The sequence below is a fragment of the Acinetobacter sp. YH01010 genome, assembly GCF_013420775.1.
In the GTDB taxonomy this organism is placed as follows: domain Bacteria; phylum Pseudomonadota; class Gammaproteobacteria; order Pseudomonadales; family Moraxellaceae; genus Acinetobacter; species Acinetobacter amyesii.
Genome location: NZ_VOYF01000071.1, coordinates 1 through 1,030 on the forward strand (window position 1 = coordinate 1; position 1,030 = coordinate 1,030).

Genomic DNA, 1,030 nt, shown 5'->3' on the forward strand with positions numbered 1-1,030 from the left:
CCCCCTTAAAAGAGGGTGATTCCTACAGCTAGACGCTTATGCCCAAGCGCAAGAATGTTTAGAGCTGAGTTTATATCTCGATCATGAGCTGTACCACAGCTCATGCACTCCCATTCTCTTATTCCAAGATCTGTCTTACCTTTTGGACTACTTGAGGTGATCTCACCGCAGCACGAACAGATTTGGGTGGTATAGGCTTCTTGGACTTCTTCAAACAATACGCCTGCGTTCTCGCATTTATACTTGAGCATTGTTTTTAGTGCAGAAAATCCTGTATCCAAAACAGATTTTGCCATTTTGGTTTTTACTAATTTTTTAGCACTCAAGTCACCTACAATAATCAATGCATTTTCATTCACAAGCTTGGTGCTTGCTTTATGCAAATGATCTTTTCGACTATTTGCAATCTTGGCGTGTAATGCACGAACACGCTTCTTATTCCTGGCTCTCTGAGCAATACCTAATTTCTGCTCATATTTTCGATAGAATTTTGGATTTGAAATTACTGTGCCATCAGAACAGGTGGCAATATCTTTTAAGCCTAGATCAATACCAATCGCTTTGGTTGCTGTCGATTTATCTTGCTTAGGCGATTCAACAACAAGACATACATACCAACGCCCACGGCTATCCTCTACAAATGAACCTGTTTTTAACGTGTATTTGCTTAAACCGTAGCTATCCCAAAGCTTAAATTGGTGTTTTCCATACTGGACATATCCATTGGCATATTTGATAGCCACCTTTTTAAAGGGAACCCATCCCAAAGAGCGCCTTGCTGATTTTTTATTGCTGACACGCCATTTCAGCTTTGCCTTTTTAAATTGCTTTCTTCGGGTGACTAATTCTTCAGTTACAGCCTGAATGGTTTGACTATGTAAATTACATTCTTTGGATGTGCCTTTCGTATATTTGGCAATATCAAAAGCAGAGAGAAATTCACCTTTCCGCTTCAAATGCCTAAACCCTAAATCATTGACATAATTCCAGACGAAGTTCACTTCTGATGCTAGTTGGTCTAACACCTTGC

The 1,030-nt window shown here is 39.8% G+C and carries 1 protein-coding gene; it reads right to left on the minus strand.

The features are described from left to right. Positions 1-5: 5 nt before the first annotated feature. Positions 6-1,030: RNA-guided endonuclease TnpB family protein (locus FTT77_RS17230; protein WP_180109599.1), on the minus strand; the 1,025-nt coding region annotated here is incomplete at its 5' end.